Source organism: Pontibacter burrus, from assembly GCF_010686685.1.
GTDB lineage: Bacteria > Bacteroidota > Bacteroidia > Cytophagales > Hymenobacteraceae > Pontibacter > Pontibacter burrus.
The window spans coordinates 782610-796896 of record NZ_JAAGWD010000001.1; the positions used below are offsets into that span (position 1 = coordinate 782610).

At 39.6% G+C, this 14287-nt stretch carries 27 protein-coding genes; all 27 read left to right on the forward strand.

The features are described 5' to 3' along the window. Entirely contained in the window at window positions 1–2103 is a 2103-nt protein-coding gene (gene fusA, locus GXP69_RS03600) for an elongation factor G (RefSeq protein WP_163912454.1), read from the forward strand. Between the two features lie 10 nt (window positions 2104–2113). Then, window positions 2114–2419, forward strand: coding sequence for a 30S ribosomal protein S10 (rpsJ, locus tag GXP69_RS03605; RefSeq protein WP_007654312.1), 306 nt, complete (start codon window positions 2114–2116; stop codon window positions 2417–2419). A 180-nt stretch (window positions 2420–2599) separates the two neighbouring features. Continuing rightward, window positions 2600–3217: a 50S ribosomal protein L3 gene (gene rplC / locus GXP69_RS03610; RefSeq protein ID WP_163912456.1), complete on the forward strand. Its 618-nt coding sequence runs from the start codon at window positions 2600–2602 to the stop codon at window positions 3215–3217. 1 nt (window position 3218) lies between these two features. Then, a complete protein-coding gene (gene rplD, locus GXP69_RS03615) occupies window positions 3219–3848 on the forward strand; it encodes a 50S ribosomal protein L4 (protein WP_163912457.1) in 630 nt (209 codons plus the stop codon). After that, window positions 3848–4135, forward strand: a complete 288-nt coding sequence (gene rplW, locus GXP69_RS03620; protein ID WP_163912460.1) for a 50S ribosomal protein L23 — start codon at window positions 3848–3850, stop codon at window positions 4133–4135. The genes rplD and rplW overlap by 1 nt, the downstream gene beginning before the upstream one ends. Before the next feature lie 10 nt (window positions 4136–4145). Then, complete coding sequence (rplB, locus tag GXP69_RS03625) at window positions 4146–4970, forward strand: 50S ribosomal protein L2 (protein ID WP_163912462.1); 825 nt, start codon at window positions 4146–4148, stop codon at window positions 4968–4970. A gap of 3 nt (window positions 4971–4973) precedes the next feature. Then, the gene (rpsS, locus tag GXP69_RS03630; RefSeq protein WP_163912464.1) at window positions 4974–5252 is read left to right on the forward strand and encodes a 30S ribosomal protein S19; all 279 of its coding nucleotides are present in this window, start codon (window positions 4974–4976) and stop codon (window positions 5250–5252) included. Between the two features lie 2 nt (window positions 5253–5254). Next, window positions 5255–5647 (forward strand): 50S ribosomal protein L22, encoded by a 393-nt coding sequence (gene rplV / locus GXP69_RS03635; protein WP_163912466.1) that lies wholly within the window; start codon window positions 5255–5257, stop codon window positions 5645–5647. Window positions 5648–5651: 4 nt separating this feature from the next. Next, window positions 5652–6407: a 30S ribosomal protein S3 gene (gene rpsC / locus GXP69_RS03640; protein ID WP_163912467.1), complete on the forward strand. Its 756-nt coding sequence runs from the start codon at window positions 5652–5654 to the stop codon at window positions 6405–6407. A 30-nt stretch (window positions 6408–6437) separates the two neighbouring features. Continuing rightward, window positions 6438–6860 (forward strand): 50S ribosomal protein L16, encoded by a 423-nt coding sequence (rplP, locus tag GXP69_RS03645; protein ID WP_163912470.1) that lies wholly within the window; start codon window positions 6438–6440, stop codon window positions 6858–6860. Window positions 6861–6864: 4 nt separating this feature from the next. Next, complete coding sequence (gene rpmC, locus GXP69_RS03650; RefSeq protein ID WP_163912472.1) at window positions 6865–7065, forward strand: 50S ribosomal protein L29; 201 nt, start codon at window positions 6865–6867, stop codon at window positions 7063–7065. 12 nt (window positions 7066–7077) lie between these two features. Then, the gene (gene rpsQ, locus GXP69_RS03655) at window positions 7078–7335 is read left to right on the forward strand and encodes a 30S ribosomal protein S17 (protein WP_163912474.1); all 258 of its coding nucleotides are present in this window, start codon (window positions 7078–7080) and stop codon (window positions 7333–7335) included. 1 nt (window position 7336) lies between these two features. Further along, complete coding sequence (gene rplN, locus GXP69_RS03660) at window positions 7337–7705, forward strand: 50S ribosomal protein L14 (protein WP_018476849.1); 369 nt, start codon at window positions 7337–7339, stop codon at window positions 7703–7705. Window positions 7706–7723: 18 nt separating this feature from the next. Further along, window positions 7724–8044, forward strand: a complete 321-nt coding sequence (gene rplX / locus GXP69_RS03665; RefSeq protein WP_163912476.1) for a 50S ribosomal protein L24 — start codon at window positions 7724–7726, stop codon at window positions 8042–8044. A gap of 1 nt (window position 8045) precedes the next feature. Continuing rightward, window positions 8046–8600: a 50S ribosomal protein L5 gene (gene rplE, locus GXP69_RS03670; RefSeq protein WP_163912478.1), complete on the forward strand. Its 555-nt coding sequence runs from the start codon at window positions 8046–8048 to the stop codon at window positions 8598–8600. 5 nt (window positions 8601–8605) lie between these two features. Continuing rightward, window positions 8606–8875 (forward strand): 30S ribosomal protein S14, encoded by a 270-nt coding sequence (gene rpsN, locus GXP69_RS03675; RefSeq protein ID WP_163912480.1) that lies wholly within the window; start codon window positions 8606–8608, stop codon window positions 8873–8875. An 89-nt stretch (window positions 8876–8964) separates the two neighbouring features. Then, entirely contained in the window at window positions 8965–9363 is a 399-nt protein-coding gene (gene rpsH, locus GXP69_RS03680) for a 30S ribosomal protein S8 (protein WP_163912482.1), read from the forward strand. 15 nt (window positions 9364–9378) lie between these two features. After that, a complete protein-coding gene (gene rplF, locus GXP69_RS03685; RefSeq protein WP_163912484.1) occupies window positions 9379–9933 on the forward strand; it encodes a 50S ribosomal protein L6 in 555 nt (184 codons plus the stop codon). A gap of 11 nt (window positions 9934–9944) precedes the next feature. Beyond that, window positions 9945–10295 (forward strand): 50S ribosomal protein L18, encoded by a 351-nt coding sequence (gene rplR, locus GXP69_RS03690; protein ID WP_163912486.1) that lies wholly within the window; start codon window positions 9945–9947, stop codon window positions 10293–10295. Between the two features lie 6 nt (window positions 10296–10301). Next, window positions 10302–10820 (forward strand): 30S ribosomal protein S5, encoded by a 519-nt coding sequence (gene rpsE, locus GXP69_RS03695; RefSeq protein ID WP_163912487.1) that lies wholly within the window; start codon window positions 10302–10304, stop codon window positions 10818–10820. A 4-nt stretch (window positions 10821–10824) separates the two neighbouring features. Then, complete coding sequence (gene rpmD, locus GXP69_RS03700) at window positions 10825–11004, forward strand: 50S ribosomal protein L30 (protein WP_163912489.1); 180 nt, start codon at window positions 10825–10827, stop codon at window positions 11002–11004. Window position 11005: 1 nt separating this feature from the next. Then, complete coding sequence (gene rplO, locus GXP69_RS03705) at window positions 11006–11452, forward strand: 50S ribosomal protein L15 (protein ID WP_163912491.1); 447 nt, start codon at window positions 11006–11008, stop codon at window positions 11450–11452. A gap of 5 nt (window positions 11453–11457) precedes the next feature. Beyond that, on the forward strand, window positions 11458–12774 hold the full coding sequence (gene secY, locus GXP69_RS03710; RefSeq protein WP_163912493.1) for a preprotein translocase subunit SecY: 1317 nt from the start codon (window positions 11458–11460) through the stop codon (window positions 12772–12774). A 3-nt stretch (window positions 12775–12777) separates the two neighbouring features. Further along, window positions 12778–13551 carry a type I methionyl aminopeptidase gene (map, locus tag GXP69_RS03715; protein WP_163912495.1) on the forward strand — a complete coding sequence of 258 codons (774 nt, stop codon included), beginning with the start codon at window positions 12778–12780 and terminating at the stop codon, window positions 13549–13551. Beyond that, window positions 13552–13770, forward strand: coding sequence for a translation initiation factor IF-1 (gene infA, locus GXP69_RS03720; RefSeq protein ID WP_162346229.1), 219 nt, complete (start codon window positions 13552–13554; stop codon window positions 13768–13770). It abuts the gene before it with no gap. 5 nt (window positions 13771–13775) lie between these two features. After that, the gene (gene rpmJ, locus GXP69_RS03725) at window positions 13776–13892 is read left to right on the forward strand and encodes a 50S ribosomal protein L36 (protein ID WP_163912497.1); all 117 of its coding nucleotides are present in this window, start codon (window positions 13776–13778) and stop codon (window positions 13890–13892) included. Between the two features lie 10 nt (window positions 13893–13902). Then, on the forward strand, window positions 13903–14280 hold the full coding sequence (gene rpsM / locus GXP69_RS03730) for a 30S ribosomal protein S13 (protein WP_163912499.1): 378 nt from the start codon (window positions 13903–13905) through the stop codon (window positions 14278–14280). The last annotated feature ends 7 nt before the right edge of the window (window positions 14281–14287 follow it).

Here is a 14287-nt window from a genome sequence, read left to right on the forward strand (position 1 = left end):
ATGGCAAGAGACTTAAAATATACAAGAAATATTGGTATTGCTGCTCACATCGATGCTGGTAAAACCACTACAACTGAGCGTATTCTTTATTACACTGGTAAGTCGCATAAACTTGGTGAAACACACGAAGGTTCTGCTACTACAGACTGGATGGAGCAGGAGCAGGAGCGTGGTATTACCATTACATCTGCAGCTGTAACAGTAAACTGGCCATACAGAGGTAATGACTACCATATCAATATTATTGATACGCCAGGTCACGTTGACTTTACTGTAGAGGTAAACCGTTCACTTCGTGTACTTGACGGACTAGTATTCCTTTTCAGTGCTGTTGATGGTGTGGAGCCTCAATCAGAAACAAACTGGAGATTAGCTGACAACTATAAAGTAGCTCGTCTTGGTTTCGTTAACAAAATGGACCGTTCAGGTGCTGATTTTCTTGCTGTATGTAAGCAAGTAAAAGAAATGCTTGGTAGCAATGCTGTAGCATTACAGTTGCCTATCGGATCAGAGGATAATTTCAGAGGTGTAGTAGATTTAGTGAACTTCAGAGCGATTGTTTGGAATACTGAAGATAAGGGGATGACCTTTACAGAAGTGCCAATTCCAGATGATATGATGGAGGAAGCTGAAGAATATAGAGAAAAACTTCTGGAAGCAGTAGCAGAGTACGATGAGTCTCTGATGGAGAAGTATTTTGAAGATCCAAACTCAATTACTGAGGGTGAGATCTTAGCTGCTCTACGTGCTGCAACTATAGATATGGCAATCGTGCCAATGCTTTGTGGGTCATCTTTCAAAAACAAAGGTGTACAGACAATGCTAGACTATGTGATGGCATTGCTTCCATCACCAGTTGAGAAAGAAAGTATCATTGGTACGAATCCGGATACTGGCGCAGAAGTTGCGAGAAAACCTTCCGCAAGTGAGCCATTTGCAGGTCTAGCTTTTAAAATTGCTACTGACCCTTATGTAGGTCGTCTGTGCTTCGTTCGTGCTTATTCAGGTGTACTGGAAGCAGGATCGTATGTTTACAATTCTCGCTCAAACAATAAAGAGCGTATCTCTCGTATCTTCCAGATGCATGCAAATAAGCAGAACCAGATCGAAAGATTGGAAGCTGGTGATATTGCAGCAGTTGTTGGTTTTAAAGATATTAAGACAGGTGATACGCTGTGTGATCAAAATGCGAAAATCGTACTTGAATCAATGGAGTTCCCAGAGCCAGTAATTGGTTATGCAATCGAACCTAAAACACAGGCTGACTCTGATAAGATGGGTATGGCAATAGCCAAACTTGTTGAAGAAGATCCAACTCTTCAGGTTAATACTGACGAGGAAACAGGTCAGACTATCTTAAGAGGTATGGGTGAGCTTCACCTGGAAATCATCATCGACCGTATGAAACGCGAGTTTAAGGTTGAATTGAACCAGGGTGCTCCACAGGTAGCTTACAAAGAAACAATCACTAAGAGTGTTGAACACCGTGAGGTATTCAAGAAACAGTCTGGTGGTCGTGGTAAGTTTGCCGACATCGTATTTGAGATGGGACCACGTGAAGATGGTAAACAAGGACTTGAGTTCGTTAATGCTATCGTGGGTGGTGTAATTCCTAAAGAATTTATCCCAGCTGTTCAGAAAGGCTTTGAAGAAGCAATGAAGAATGGTATTCTAGCAGGCTTCCCAATTGACTCAATGAAAGTTCGTCTGTTCCATGGTTCGTATCACGATGTAGACTCAGATTCATTATCATTTGAATTAGCAGCTCGTCAAGGCTTTAAAGAAGCAGGAAAGCAGTGCGCTCCAAAACTTCTTGAGCCAATCATGGCAGTTGATGTTGTTACACCTGATGAGTACACAGGTCCTGTAACTGGTGACTTGAACAGAAGAAGGGGTATCATGAAAGGTATGGATACAAAAGGTACATCTACAGTAGTGAAAGCTGATGTTCCTTTATCTGAACTATTCGGTTATGTTACTGACCTTCGTACGATCACGTCAGGTAGAGCTACTGCGTCTCTTACTTTCTCACACTATGAGCAAGTGCCGCAGAACTTAGCAGATGCTATCATTGCTAAAATTAAAGGAACAGCAGCTAAATAGTAGTAAAATAATGAATCAGAAAATAAGAATTAAATTAAAATCTTACGATCATAACCTGGTAGATAAGTCATCAGAGAAGATTGTAAAAGCAGTTAAAGCAACAGGTGCTATAGTTAGTGGACCAATTCCACTTCCAACTGAGAAAGATAAATTTACTGTGTTAAGATCACCACACGTAAACAAAAAATCTCGTGAGCAATTTCAGCTTTGCACGTACAAGAGACTGGTAGATATCTATTCAACTAGCTCTAAAACTGTAGATGCACTAATGAAACTTGAGCTACCTAGCGGTGTTGATGTAGAAATCAAAGTTTGATAGCTGCTTAACATAAAGAACAAAAGCGGACCATTTTACGATGGTTCGCTTTTTTTATGTACTGATAAAGAATATTTTACATAAGAGTTGTTAAGAAAGATTAAATTTTCTTAACTTTGCACTCCCTTAGCTAGAGCTATAGGGCTAAATATATTATATCCATCTAAAACAACAAGTTGAATGCCTGGAATTATCGGTAAAAAAATCGGAATGACAAGCCTCTTCACACCAGATGGTAAAAACATACCAGTAACGCTTATTCAAGCAGGACCGTGTGTTGTTACTCAGGTGAAGACGGTAGAAAACGATGGCTACGCTGCAGTACAGCTTGGCTATGGTGACAAAAAGTTAAAAAGAGTAACAAAGGCAGAAGCCGGTCACTACGCTAAAACTAATACGGCTCCAAAGAAAAAGGTTGCAGAATTTGACACAGAAGGCCTGACAGTAAATGCAGGTGATGTTATCGATGCAAGCCTGTTTATCGAAGGTGAGTACGTAGACGTGGTAGGTACGTCAAAAGGTAAAGGCTTCCAGGGCGTTGTAAAGCGTCATGGTTTTGCGGGTGTTGGTGGCCAGACGCACGGTCAGCATAACAGAGCAAGACACCCTGGTTCTATTGGTGCCTGTTCATGGCCTTCAAGAGTATTCAAAGGAATGCGAATGGCAGGTAGAACTGGTGGCAACAGAGTTACTGTTCAGAACCTTACTGTAATGCGAGTAATCGCCGACAAAAATCTTTTAGTAGTTAGCGGGTCTGTACCAGGCGCCAAAAACTCTTACGTATTAATCGAGAAATAAAATGGAGCTTTCTGTATTGAATATCAAAGGTGAAGATACAGGTAGAAAGATTGCTCTTTCTGATGCTGTATTTGGTGCAGAGCCAAACCAGCATGCAATGTATCTTGACGTAAAGCAGTACCTGGCAAACCAAAGACAGGGAACACACAAGTCTAAAGAACGCAACGAAGTAGCAGGATCTACTAAAAAGATCAAAAAGCAAAAAGGAACAGGTGGTGCAAGAGCTGGTAGCTTAAAGTCGCCTTTGTTTGTTGGAGGTGGTCGTGTGTTTGGTCCAAAGCCAAGAAACTATAGCTTTAAGCTTAATAAAAAGTTAAAGACTGTAGCCAGAGTTTCTGCTCTTTCTTTGCTGGCTAAAGACAACAAAGTAGCTCTTGTAGAGTCTTTCACTTTAGAAGCTCCAAAAACGAAAGAGTTTATCTCTATTCTGGAGAACATTAAGTCTACAGGTAAAACATTGTTTGTGATCCCTTCAAATGATCAGAACATTGTGTTGTCTGGACGAAACATTCCTAAAGTAAAAGTGGCAACAGCTGCTGATCTTAATACATATGATCTGTTGAATGCAGAAAAAGTTGTATTAGTTGAAGAGTCAGTAAATATTTTAGAAAACCTCTTAAGCAATAAGTAATGAACGTACTTAAAAGACCGCTTGTGACGGAAAAATACACTGCCATGAACGAAGTAGGAAAGTATGCTTTTGAGGTGGATAAAAAAGCCAATAAAGTAGAAATCAAAAAGGCAGTTGAGAAGCTTTATGGTGTAACTGTAACTAATGTTGCTACCATGAGATCAATTGGTAAGGTCAAAACAAAATACACCAAATCAGGTGCAGTTACTGGCCGTACTTCATTGATCAAAAAAGCAATAGTAACCTTGAGAGAAGGTGAAATGATCGATTTTTATAGCGCAATATAATTAATCAGAAATGGCTTTAAAAAAGTTAAGACCAACAACACCAGGTCAGAGATTCAGAGTAGCGCCAGCATTTGACGAAATTACTACGTCTACTCCTGAGAAATCTCTGTTGGCACCTATTAAAAAATCTGGTGGACGCAACGATCAGGGCAAAATGACAATGCGCTATTTAGGCGGTGGTCATAAGCGTAAATACAGAATGATTGATTTTAAGAGAACGAAGCATGGCGTGCCAGCTACTGTTAAAACAATCGAGTACGATCCAAACCGTACAGCTCGTATTGCCCTGTTAAATTATGCAGACGGAGAAAAGAGCTATATCATTGCTCCGACTGGAATTCAAGTAGGAACTGTTATTGTTTCTGGTCCAGGACATGCTCCTGAGATTGGCAATTGTCTTCCTTTATCTGATATTCCTCTTGGTACAATTATTCACAACATCGAGTTGCAGCCAGGCCAAGGTGCAGTTCTAGCGAGAAGTGCAGGATCTTACGCACAGCTAGTAGCACGTGAAGGTCGTTATGCAACTATAAAACTTCCTTCAGGGGAGTTGAGAATGGTCCTTGTGAATTGCTATGCAACTGTTGGTACAGTATCTAACTCTGACCATATGAACGTGAAGCTTGGAAAAGCTGGTCGTAACAGATGGATGGGTAGAAGACCAAGAGTTCGTGGTGTTGCGATGAACCCAGTAGATCACCCAATGGGTGGTGGTGAAGGTAAGTCTTCAGGTGGTCACCCACGCTCACGTAAGGGCTTGTATGCAAAAGGTTTAAAAACCCGCAACAAGAACAAGCATTCAGAAAAGTTAATAGTTAATAGAGGAAAGAAATAGTAAATGGCTAGATCATTAAAAAAAGGGCCTTATATTGACTATAGGCTCGAAAAGAAAGTATTCGCGATGAACGACTCAGGTAAGAAGTCGGTTATCAAAACATGGTCGCGAAGATCAATGATTTCTCCGGATTTCGTTGGACATACATTTGCTGTACATAATGGCAATAAATTCATCCCGGTTTATGTAACTGAGAATATGGTGGGTCATAAACTTGGTGAATTTGCTCCAACAAGAAACTTCAGAGGTCACATAGCTAAAAAAGATAAAGGCAAGAGATAAGCATGGAAGCAGTAGCTAAATTAAAGAATGTGCCTACATCTCCACGCAAGATGAGATTAGTGGCAAACCTGGTACGCGGTAAGAGCGTGTCCAAAGCCTTAGGTATACTGAAATTTGAGCCAAATTCTGGTGCAGCGAAACTGGAAAAGTTACTCTTGTCAGCTTTATCTAACTGGCAGCAGAAGAACGAGGATGCTCAGATTGAAGATGCAAATCTGTATGTAAAGTCAATTTTTGTTGATGAAGGTAAAATGCTTAAGCGTTTGCGCCCAGCTCCACAAGGACGTGGTTACCGCATCAGAAAAAGATCTAATCATGTTACTCTTGTAATCGATAGCATGACAGAAGAGCAGTTAGAGCAAAACAGTAAGAAATCTAAAAAAGCCAATAAGTAAGAATATGGGACAGAAAGTAAATCCGATCGGTTTTCGCCTAGGAGTTATCAAAGGTTGGGATTCTAACTGGTATGGCGGTAAAGATTTCGCTGATAAACTTGTTGAAGACGAGAAAATCAGAAAATATATTTTAGCTCGTATCCCTAAAGGTGGTATTTCTAAAATAATAATCGAGAGAACCCTGAAGCGTATCACCATTACTATTAACACTGCTCGTCCGGGCGTAGTAATCGGTAAAGGTGGTCAGGAGGTTGACAAGATCAAGGAAGAGCTTAAGAAGCTAACAAGCAAAGATGTTCAAATTAACATCTTTGAAATTAAGCGTCCGGAGCTAGATGCCAAACTGGTTGGAGAGTCAATTGCTCAACAGCTTCAAGCTCGTATCTCCTTCCGTCGTGCAATGAAGCAGGCAATTGCTTCCGCTTTGCGAGTTGGTGCTGAAGGTATTAAAGTTCAGGTTTCAGGCCGTTTAGGTGGTGCTGAAATGGCTCGTACCGAGCATTACAAAGAAGGTAGAACTCCATTACACACTCTTCGTGCTGATATTGACTATGCTTTATCAGAAGCTCAGACAGTTTATGGTAAGCTGGGCATTAAAGTATGGATCTTCAGAGGTGAAGTTTATGGTAAGAAAGATTTAACTCCGAATGCTGGATTAGAATCTAAAGGACCAGGCTCTTCACAGGGTGGTGACAGACGTAGTGCTGGTAACCGTAAGAAAACAGACGGTGCTCCAAAGCGCAACAAACGTCGTCAGTAATTGATCGCGAACATTATTAAGTTTTAGAAAATGTTACAGCCGAAAAGGACTAAATATAGAAAAATGCAAAAAGGCCGAGTGACTGGTCTTGCCCACAGAGGCAGTACTATCTCATTTGGATCATTTGCAATTAAATCACTTGAAGCATCGTGGATTACTAGCCGTCAGATTGAATCTGCACGTATCGCGATGACGAGAGCAATGAAACGTGAAGGCCAGGTATGGATCAGAATTTTCCCTGATAAGCCTGTTACTAAGAAGCCAGCCGAAGTGCGTATGGGTAAAGGTAAAGGTTCGCCTGAGTATTGGGTAGCAGTTGTTAAGCCTGGTACAATCATGTTCGAATCTGACGGAGTTTCTCTGGAAGTAGCCAAAGAATCGCTTCGCTTAGCTGCACAGAAGTTACCTGTTAAAACAAAGTTTGTAGTACGTAGAGATTACGTTGAGAAGTAATAAAATGAAAAATTCAGAAATAAAAGCTTTGTCTTTAGAGGAACTACAAGAGAAGCTTAACACTGAGAAGACCAACATGCAGAACCTTCGTTTTGCACATGCCATATCGCCGTTGGAGAACCCGATGAAAATTCGTGAGACAAAGGCAACAATTGCGCGTCTGAATACAGAGTTGCGTCGTCGTGAAATTGAAGCTAACTCTTAATACTTAAATAAAATGGAAGAGAGAAATCTTAGAAAAGAAAGAAGTGGTAAGGTTGTTAGCAACAAAATGGACAAATCTATCACTGTACTTGTTGAAAGCAAAATGAAGCACCCGATCTACGGGAAGTTTGTTAGCAAGTCAACAAAGTTCATGGCTCACGACGAAAACAATGAGTGCAACATCGGTGATACGGTGCGTATTCAGGAAACTCGTCCGCTTAGCAAGAACAAGAACTGGCGTTTAGTTGAAATTATAGAAAGAGCTAAGTAAGATGATACAGCAAGAATCAAGATTAACTGTAGCGGATAATAGCGGCGCAAAAGAAGTACTTTGCATCCGTGTTCTAGGTGGTACAGGTAAAAAATACGCTTCTATCGGAGATAGAATTGTAGTAACTGTAAAGTCTGCCTTATCTTCAGGAAACGTTAAAAAAGGAACGGTTTCTAAAGCTGTTATTGTTAGAACGAAAAAAGAGATCAGAAGAAAAGATGGTTCTTATATTCGTTTTGATGATAATGCAGCGGTTCTTTTGAACGCCAATAACGAACCACGCGGTACGCGTATTTTTGGTCCAGTAGCTCGTGAACTTCGTGAGAAGCAATTCATGAAGATCGTATCACTAGCGCCTGAAGTTCTATAACTCCTAATTCTCAGAAAGATGAATAAGAAAAAACTTCATGTAAAAACTGGCGATACGGTAAAAGTTATTGCTGGTGATGAGCGCGGTAAGACAGGCCGCATTACATCTGTGATTACAGATAAAAATAAAGTAATAGTTGAAGGATTGAACCTGGTAACGAAGCATACTAAACCAAGTGCTCAAAATCCTCAGGGTGGTATCACTAAAGTAGAAGCTCCTATACACGCCAGCAATGTAATGCTGGTTGATGGTAAGAGTGAACGCGTGAAAACTGCAAGAAGAAAGAACAGCGAAGGTAAAACTGAACGTTACTCTAAAAAAACAGGAGAAGTAATCTAAAATGGCAACTGCAAGACTAAAAGAAAAATATCAAACGGAGGTAGTGCCTGCCCTGAAAGAGAAGTTCCAATATAAGAACATCATGCAGGTGCCAAAAATTACAAAAATCTCCATTAACAGAGGTATTGGTGCTGCTGTAGCAGATAAAAAACTGGTAGATATCGGGGTTGATGAACTTACGACTATCACAGGACAGAAAGCTGTTGCAACAATTGCTAAGAAATCTGTTTCGAACTTTAAGCTTCGTGAAGGTATGCCGATCGGCGCACGTGTTACACTCAGAGGTCAAAAAATGTATGAATTCTTAGATAGACTTCTTACTGTTGCGCTTCCACGTGTACGTGACTTCAGAGGGGTTAATGATAAAGGATTTGATGGCAGAGGCAATTATACTCTCGGTATCAAAGAACAAATCATTTTTCCTGAGATTAGCATTGATAAAATCAAATCCATTAGTGGTATGGACATCACTTTCGTAACAACAGCTAATACTGATGAAGAAAGTTATGAGCTATTAAAAGCTTTTGGTATGCCTTTCACTAATATTAAAAAGTAATAGCAATGGCGAGAGAAGCAGTTAAAGCCAGAGAGCTTAAAAGACAAAAAACAGTAGCGAAATACGCAGCCAAAAGAGCTGAGCTTAAAGCTAAAGGAGATTATGAAGGCTTAGATAAATTGCCTAAGAATGCATCTCCGATCAGATTGCATAACAGATGCAAATTGACTGGCAGACCACGTGGTTATATGAGAAAATTCGGTATATCTCGTGTTACGTTCAGAGAGCTTGCTCTAATAGGTAAAATACCAGGAGTAACAAAATCGAGCTGGTAATTTTTCTTATATCTATAGATTAGATAAAGAAAAAATATTTATCTTTGCGGCTCGCTTATAATTAGGCGTCATTATTTAAGTCATTCATAATGAACTCAGATCCAATAGCAGATTATTTAACTCGAGTGCGTAATGCTATCAAAGCAAACCACAGGATAGTTGAAATACCATCTAGCAAAATTAAAAAGGAAATAACCAAGGTATTGTACGATAAAGGGTATATTCAAAGCTATAAGTTTGAAGACTCTGCGGTACAAGGGAATATCAAAATAGCCTTGAAATACAATCCTGCAACAAAGCAATCTGCGATTGTTAAGTTGGAGCGTATCAGTAAGCCAGGGCTTCGTAAATATGCAGGTGGTGATGAACTTCCTCGCGTATTAAACGGATTAGGTGTTGCCATCGTTTCAACTTCTCGCGGCGTGATGACTGATAAAGAAGCACGTGCGCAGAATATCGGTGGTGAAGTATTGTGTTACGTTTATTAATCAGGAGGAGAGACAATGTCACGTATAGGAAAATTGCCAATCAACCTGCCTAACAATATTGAGGTTACGATAGACAATAATAATGTGGTTACTGTTAAAGGCCCCAAAGGTACTTTGACTACTCCTGTTGATGCAGACATCATAGTAAAGCAGGAAGATAACCAGATTGTTGTTGAAAGACCAACTGAACAGAAGCGTCACAAAGCTATGCATGGTCTTTACAGATCACTTATCAACAATATGGTGATAGGGGTTAGTGAAGGATATAAAGAGCAGCTTGAGCTTGTAGGTGTGGGTTACAAAGCATCAGTACAAGGTCAGGTTCTTGAGCTATCTTTAGGATATTCACACAATATCTTTTTAGCAATGCCTTCAGAGGTTAGTGCAACTGCTGTTACAGAAAAAGGAAAATCACCAGTTGTGACCCTGGAAAGTAACGATAAGCAGCTGCTAGGCCAGGTTGCCGCAAAAATCAGATCACTTCGTAAGGTAGAGCCTTATAAAGGTAAGGGTATCCGCTTTGTTGGTGAAGTTGTAAGAAGAAAAGCTGGTAAAACGGCATCTAAATAATTAGCATCATCATGTCTGTAAATAAAGAAATAAGAAGATCGAGAATAAAAAAGAGCATCAGAAGAAAGATATCTGGTACTGCAGAAAAACCAAGATTATCTGTATTCAGAAGTAATCGTGCCATCTACGCACAGATTATTGATGATGTAGCTGGTGTTACATTAGCGGCTGCTTCTTCAATTAAGCTAGATGATGCTGCTAAGGCTAATATTGATACTGCTGCTAAAGTAGGTAAAGAAATAGCTTCTAAAGCTCTGGAAAAAGGTATAAATCAGGTTGTTTTTGACAGATCTGGTTACCTGTACCATGGTAAAGTGAAATCATTGGCTGATAGCGCCAGAGAAGCGGGCCTTAAATTCTAAAATATTATGTTGAAGAACAATATACGTAGTGTAAAGGCTAGCGAAATCGAACTCAAAGAGAGAGTAGTAGCTATCAACAGAGTTGCCAAAGTAGTTAAAGGTGGTAGAAGATTCAGCTTTGCTGCTATTGTAGTAGTTGGTGACGGTAATGGTGTAGTAGGTTATGGCTTGGGTAAGGCAAACGAAGTAACTGATGCAATTGCAAAAGGGATTGATGATGCTAAGAAGAACCTGGTTAAAGTTCCTCTTTATCATAACACAGTTCCACATGCAATGGAAGGTAAATATTCAGGAGGTTATGTATTAGTTAAACCAGCAGCGCCAGGTACAGGTGTAATTGCTGGTGGTTCAATGCGTGCAGTTCTTGAAAGTGCCGGTGTTAAAGACGTACTTTGCAAATCTAAAGGTTCATCAAACCCGCATAACGTAGTAAAAGCAACTTTTGATGCTCTTGCTAAAATGCGTGATCCTTTGGCCGTAGCTCAGCAGAGAGGTGTAAAATTACAGAAAGTATTTAATGGTTAATGTCATGGCGAAAGTAACTATCACACAAGTTAAAAGCATTATTGACAGACCTAAGACTCAGAAGCTTACTATTAAGGCACTGGGATTAGGAAAAATCAATAAATCAGTAACTGTAGAGTATACACCACAGATTGCTGGTATGGTTAATAAAGTTCATAATCTGATAGAAGTTAAAGAACAATAAAATGTATTTAAATTCATTACAACCTGCTGAAGGAGCTGTTAAGTCAAGAAAAAGACTTGGCCGTGGTACCGGATCTGGTAGAGGAGGTACTTCTACAAGAGGTCACAAAGGTGCTAAGTCTCGCTCTGGATATTCGCAGAAATCAGGCTTTGAAGGTGGTCAGATGCCACTTCAGAGACGCGTACCAAAGTACGGCTTTAAAAATATCAACAGAGTTGAATACAAAGCTATAAATTTGGATGTGCTTCAGTCATTAGCTGAAAGCACTGGTGAAACAGTACTTAACTTTGATTTTTTCAAAGCACATGGTCTTGTTTCAAAGAATGACAAAGTTAAAGTATTAGGTAGAGGTGAGTTAAATAAAGCAGTTGAGGTTCATGCTCATGCTTTTTCTCAATCGGCTACAACAACAATAGAAAAAGCAGGCGGTAAAACAGTAGCTATCTAATCTGTATGAAGAAGTTTATAACAACAATAAAGAACATTTTTGCTATTGATGATCTAAGAGTAAGGATTCTCAATACAATTGGATTTATAGCAATTTTCAGATTAGGTTCTTTTGTTGTTCTTCCTGGCGTTAACCCCGATAATCTGGAAGCTAATACCTCTGGTTTATTTGGTTTGTTAGATACCTTCTTAGGTGGTGCATTTAGTAATGCATCCATCTTTGCTTTAGGTATTATGCCATACATTTCAGCTTCAATTGTACTACAGCTACTTACTATTGCTGTCCCGTATTTTCAAAAGATGCAGAAGGAGGGTGAATCAGGTAGAAAGAAAATCAACCAGATCACCCGAGTTCTTACTATCGTTATTACTTTAGCTCAGGCAATAGGTTTCGTAGCAACTATTCCTGCAGAGGCTATAGTAATTAACACAACACTCTTCACTATCATTTCAATGATTGTACTGTCAGCAGGAACAGTTTTTTGTATGTGGTTAGGTGAAAGGATTACTGACAAGGGCATTGGTAATGGTATCTCGATGCTGATTATGATTGGTATTGTCTCCAGATTCCCTGGTGCAATTGCTGCAGAGTTCTTGTCAAAGCAATTAAACGGTACACTTTTATTCCTATTTGAGCTTGCTGTTCTTTTCTTTGTGGTGATGTCAGTTGTCATGCTGACTCAGGCGATAAGAAGAATACCAGTTCAGTATGCTAAGCAGGTAGGTGGAAGTTCGCTTTATAGCGGTCAGAGACAGTTTATTCCACTAAAAGTTAATGCTGCTGGTGTAATGCCAATTATCTTTGCTCAGTCACTAATGTTTCTGCCTTCAATGCTGGCAGGCTTATGGGCTGATTCAAGCGAAACAGCAAATTACATAGGATCTACATTCTCAGATTTTACATCTTGGCAATATAACGTAGTATTTGGACTTCTGATTTTAGTGTTCACCTATTTCTATACTGCTATCAGTGTTGATCCTAACCGTATTGCAGACGATCTTAAAAGAAGTGGTGGTTTTATACCTGGAGTAAAACCAGGACGTGCTACCTCTGAATATATCGATGCAATCTTAACTAAGATAACACTACCTGGTGCAATATACTTAGCCCTTGTTGCTATCTTCCCGGCAATTGCAATGCTATTCGGTGTAACTAGAGAATTCGCACAGTTCTTTGGAGGTACTTCACTGATCATTATGGTTGGTGTTGTGCTGGATACGCTGCAGCAAATTGAAAGCCACCTGTTAATGCGCCACTATGACGGCATGATGAAATCAGGTAAGTTGAGAGGAAGAACAGAAAATATTGCGATGGTATCTTAATAAATGATATTTTATAAAACTGAAGAAGAAATAGAGCTAATTCGCCAGGGTGCTTTGATATTAGGCAAAGCCCATGGCGAAATAGCTTCGCTTATAAAGGAGGGTGTAACAACCCAGGTTCTTGATAAACGAGCAGAAGAGTTTATCAAAGATCATGGGGCGGTACCTTCTTTTTTGAACTATAATGGTTTTAAATACAGTTTATGTATATCACCCAATGAAGTAGTAGTTCATGGATTCCCTGGAAACCATGCTTTGAAATCGGGTGATATTTTATCTGTAGACTGTGGGGTTTATTACAAAGGTTTTCATAGTGACTCAGCCTACACACATGCTGTAGGTGAAGTCCCTGAAGAAGTAGAAAAGCTTCTGAATGTTACAAAAGAAAGCCTTTACAAAGGTATTGATAAAGCGGTTGCCGGTAACAGAATGGGTGATGTTAGCTTTGCCATTCAGCAGCATGCCGAAACTAACGGATTTACTGTAGTTCGTGAACTGGTGGGACATGGAGTAGGTAAAAATTTACATGAAGCGCCTGAAGTACCAAACTATGGTAAGCGAGGTCAGGGAACAAGACTTCAGGAGGGAATGGTATTAGCCATTGAGCCTATGATCAACTTGGGGACCCGTAATGTTGTTCAGGAAGATGATGGCTGGACTATCAGAACCCGTGACAGAAAACCATCTGCTCATTTTGAACATACTGTGGTTGTTCGTAAGGGGAAAGCAGAAATATTAACTACCTTTGAATATATAGAAAAAGCTAAAAAAGCATAAATGGCCAAGCAGTCATCTATTGAACAGGACGGAACAATTATTGAAGCACTATCAAATGCTATGTTTCGTGTAGAGTTAGAAAACGGGCACCAATTAATTGCCCATATTTCAGGTAAGATGAGAATGAATTACATTAAAATCTTACCAGGAGATAAAGTAAAACTTGAAATGTCTCCTTATGATTTAACAAAAGGTCGGATTGTTTATCGATATAAATAAATACAATGAAAGTTAAAGCATCAGTAAAAAAGAGAAGTGCTGAATGTAAGATTATCCGTCGCAAGGGTAAGCTTTACGTCATCAACAAAAAAAATCCAAGATATAAACAAAGACAAGGTTAATTAAACAAGTATGGCTAGAATAGCAGGAGTTGATATTCCGGATAACAAGAGAGGTGAGATTGCATTAACCTATATTTTCGGTATAGGTCGTAATCTGTCTAAGACTATCTTAAACAAAGCCGGGGTGGATCTTGACAAAAAAGTAAAAGACTGGTCTGAAGATGAGTCTAACGAGATCAGAAATATTATAGCAACTGATATCAAAACTGAAGGTGTTTTAAGATCTGAGGTTCAGTTGCACATTAAGCGTCTTCTTGACATTGGTTGCTACCGTGGATTAAGACACCGTAAGGGTCTTCCAGTTCGTGGACAGCGTACTAAGAACAACTCGCGTACGAGAAAAGGTAAGCGTAAAACAGTTGCAAACAAGAAGAAAGCTTCTAAATAATAATTGA

Bases quoted from the DNA above. Each gene is read 5' to 3' on its own strand.
- fusA (WP_163912454.1), top strand. From the start codon at position 1: ATGGCAAGAGACTTAAAATATACAAGAAATATTGGTATTGCTGCTCAC.
- rpsJ (WP_007654312.1), top strand. From the start codon at position 2,114: ATGAATCAGAAAATAAGAATTAAATTAAAATCTTACGATCATAACCTG.
- rplC (WP_163912456.1), top strand. From the start codon at position 2,600: ATGCCTGGAATTATCGGTAAAAAAATCGGAATGACAAGCCTCTTCACA.
- rplD (WP_163912457.1), top strand. From the start codon at position 3,219: ATGGAGCTTTCTGTATTGAATATCAAAGGTGAAGATACAGGTAGAAAG.
- rplW (WP_163912460.1), top strand. From the start codon at position 3,848: ATGAACGTACTTAAAAGACCGCTTGTGACGGAAAAATACACTGCCATG.
- rplB (WP_163912462.1), top strand. From the start codon at position 4,146: ATGGCTTTAAAAAAGTTAAGACCAACAACACCAGGTCAGAGATTCAGA.
- rpsS (WP_163912464.1), top strand. From the start codon at position 4,974: ATGGCTAGATCATTAAAAAAAGGGCCTTATATTGACTATAGGCTCGAA.
- rplV (WP_163912466.1), top strand. From the start codon at position 5,255: ATGGAAGCAGTAGCTAAATTAAAGAATGTGCCTACATCTCCACGCAAG.
- rpsC (WP_163912467.1), top strand. From the start codon at position 5,652: ATGGGACAGAAAGTAAATCCGATCGGTTTTCGCCTAGGAGTTATCAAA.
- rplP (WP_163912470.1), top strand. From the start codon at position 6,438: ATGTTACAGCCGAAAAGGACTAAATATAGAAAAATGCAAAAAGGCCGA.
- rpmC (WP_163912472.1), top strand. From the start codon at position 6,865: ATGAAAAATTCAGAAATAAAAGCTTTGTCTTTAGAGGAACTACAAGAG.
- rpsQ (WP_163912474.1), top strand. From the start codon at position 7,078: ATGGAAGAGAGAAATCTTAGAAAAGAAAGAAGTGGTAAGGTTGTTAGC.
- rplN (WP_018476849.1), top strand. From the start codon at position 7,337: ATGATACAGCAAGAATCAAGATTAACTGTAGCGGATAATAGCGGCGCA.
- rplX (WP_163912476.1), top strand. From the start codon at position 7,724: ATGAATAAGAAAAAACTTCATGTAAAAACTGGCGATACGGTAAAAGTT.
- rplE (WP_163912478.1), top strand. From the start codon at position 8,046: ATGGCAACTGCAAGACTAAAAGAAAAATATCAAACGGAGGTAGTGCCT.
- rpsN (WP_163912480.1), top strand. From the start codon at position 8,606: ATGGCGAGAGAAGCAGTTAAAGCCAGAGAGCTTAAAAGACAAAAAACA.
- rpsH (WP_163912482.1), top strand. From the start codon at position 8,965: ATGAACTCAGATCCAATAGCAGATTATTTAACTCGAGTGCGTAATGCT.
- rplF (WP_163912484.1), top strand. From the start codon at position 9,379: ATGTCACGTATAGGAAAATTGCCAATCAACCTGCCTAACAATATTGAG.
- rplR (WP_163912486.1), top strand. From the start codon at position 9,945: ATGTCTGTAAATAAAGAAATAAGAAGATCGAGAATAAAAAAGAGCATC.
- rpsE (WP_163912487.1), top strand. From the start codon at position 10,302: ATGTTGAAGAACAATATACGTAGTGTAAAGGCTAGCGAAATCGAACTC.
- rpmD (WP_163912489.1), top strand. From the start codon at position 10,825: ATGGCGAAAGTAACTATCACACAAGTTAAAAGCATTATTGACAGACCT.
- rplO (WP_163912491.1), top strand. From the start codon at position 11,006: ATGTATTTAAATTCATTACAACCTGCTGAAGGAGCTGTTAAGTCAAGA.
- secY (WP_163912493.1), top strand. From the start codon at position 11,458: ATGAAGAAGTTTATAACAACAATAAAGAACATTTTTGCTATTGATGAT.
- map (WP_163912495.1), top strand. From the start codon at position 12,778: ATGATATTTTATAAAACTGAAGAAGAAATAGAGCTAATTCGCCAGGGT.
- infA (WP_162346229.1), top strand. From the start codon at position 13,552: ATGGCCAAGCAGTCATCTATTGAACAGGACGGAACAATTATTGAAGCA.
- rpmJ (WP_163912497.1), top strand. From the start codon at position 13,776: ATGAAAGTTAAAGCATCAGTAAAAAAGAGAAGTGCTGAATGTAAGATT.
- rpsM (WP_163912499.1), top strand. From the start codon at position 13,903: ATGGCTAGAATAGCAGGAGTTGATATTCCGGATAACAAGAGAGGTGAG.